2 protein-coding genes and 1 pseudogene are annotated in these 1,700 nt (G+C 56.9%); all 3 read left to right on the top strand.

Annotated features, from left to right (window positions below; genetic code table 11):
* Positions 1–256 (top strand): annotated as a pseudogene (locus tag RMO84_RS02650) (hypothetical protein); the annotation flags it as partial.
* Entirely contained in the window at positions 243–491 is a 249-nt protein-coding gene (locus tag RMO84_RS02645; RefSeq protein WP_310486905.1) for a type II toxin-antitoxin system HicA family toxin, read from the top strand. The pseudogene RMO84_RS02650 and the gene RMO84_RS02645, both read left to right, overlap by 14 nt.
* Positions 488–718, top strand: a complete 231-nt coding sequence (locus RMO84_RS02640; RefSeq protein WP_310486904.1) for a type II toxin-antitoxin system HicB family antitoxin — start codon at positions 488–490, stop codon at positions 716–718. Before RMO84_RS02645 ends, RMO84_RS02640 begins: the two co-directional genes overlap by 4 nt.
* The last annotated feature ends 982 nt before the right edge of the window (positions 719–1,700 follow it).

Raw genomic sequence — 1,700 nt, 5'->3', positions numbered from 1 at the left:
CACCCGCTTCAAGCTCAACGATGATTTGCTGCAGCTGTGGGAGGACCAGCGTTTCACCGTCGTGTTCGTGACGCACAGCGTGTTCGAGAGCGTGTTTCTGTCCAACCGCATCGTGGTGATGGCGGCAAATCCCGGGCGGTTTCATGCGGAAGTGCCGGTGGAATTCGCGCCGCACGCTCATCTAGCAGGATGCCGAAGAGAAAGCGTGGGGCACACTTGTTTTATTATTGGATCACCAATCGATGAAGCTCCGTAAACTGCTCCTCAAGACGATGAATGCGCCGCAGAATGTGCGGTTTGCGGAGCTGTGTCACTTGGCCGTGGCGTTTGGATATAGGCTAGATCGGGTGAGCGGCAGCCATCACATCTTTGTGCATGAGAAGGCTTCGAGACCACTCAATTTCCAAAACGACAAGGGCAAGGCGAAACCGTACCAAGTGAAGCAATTCCTGCGCGACATTGAGGAGTTTCAGCTTACGATGCGCGAATGAAAGCGAAGAGCGACTACCACATCAATCTGTTCTACAGCGCGGAAGACGGCGGCTACATCGCCGATGTGCCGGACCTGAAGTCGTGCAGTGCGTTTGGGGCATCGCCTGAGCAGGCTTTGCATGAGGTGCTGGCTGCTAAGCTGGCATGGCTGGCAGCGGCGAAGAAGCACAAGAAGCCGGTGCCTGTCCCGCGCTACCGCCCGGCGATCTATGCCATGGCTGGATAGACGATGGGGAAAACGGGTGCAGTCTGCAATCCCTGACATGATCCCGCTGGTCACACCGCAGGGCTAGCCCGGCTGGATTCCTTCCGAGTCGGCCTTGTGAAGAGGAGACTTTGAGACTTTGAGACCTTGGGACTTTGAGACTGTGGGAGCGGAGGAAAAAATATCGAATATCGAACAAGGAACACCGAATGGTGAAATGGGGAGGCGGAGGCGGAGAGTTTGAGAAGAGGGGACTTTGAGACTGTGAGACGGGTGAGGGAATTCAGCTTGTGGTGTAGGCCGCGCTGAGTTGGTTCCGCAGGTCCAATCCACAAGGTCATGCTCTTCCAGCGTTATCGGTCCGTGAGGCAAACGGCGACGGCTTTGCCGCATCGTCCGAGGGAGTATCGGCTGCGATGTGAGATGGTGCGGGTGTGGCCGTGGCGGGACTTTGAGACTTTGAGACGAGGAGACTGGGAGGCCGGGAGACGAGGAGACTTTGAGACTTTGAGACTTTGAGATGAGGAGACTTTGAGAGTTTGAGACGAGGAGACTGGGAGACTGGGAGACTGGGAGACTGGGAGACCGGGAGACTGGGAGACCGGGAGACTGGTGGAATGCGGAATAGCGAGGACGAGGACGAGTAGGAGGTCATGAGACCGGCAACGGCAAGGCCGCGGATGACGGAATTGTCTCCAACTCCAAAACCCACGATCAACGCCATGAGCTGAGCGCCATTGAGGACAGCCCGCAACACCCCCTGCTCCAACACCAAGTCCCATATGGGGTACACACCTCATTTCATCTTCCCGGTTCCTGTTCCACCCTTCCCACATGAAACCCACACACCTCAAGAAAGCATTGCTTCTCCCCACCGTCCTCCTCACCCTATCGCTGATCTCCTGCGCGGATCCGTCGTTTTCCGGAGGATACAACGGCAATAGCAACGGCCCCAGCTACGCCGGCAGCGGCTTCAACACCTACACCACGCTGCCAACGAACT

The organism is Chamaesiphon sp. VAR_69_metabat_338 (assembly GCF_031423935.1).
Taxonomy (GTDB): Bacteria; Cyanobacteriota; Cyanobacteriia; order Cyanobacteriales; family Chamaesiphonaceae; genus Chamaesiphon.
Note: the sequence above shows the minus strand (reverse complement) of the source record. Positions and strands in the feature narration are given on the sequence as shown.

Coding starts and splice junctions, on each gene's coding strand:
- RMO84_RS02645 (WP_310486905.1), top strand. CDS start 243: ATGAAGCTCCGTAAACTGCTCCTCAAGACGATGAATGCGCCGCAGAAT.
- RMO84_RS02640 (WP_310486904.1), top strand. CDS start 488: ATGAAAGCGAAGAGCGACTACCACATCAATCTGTTCTACAGCGCGGAA.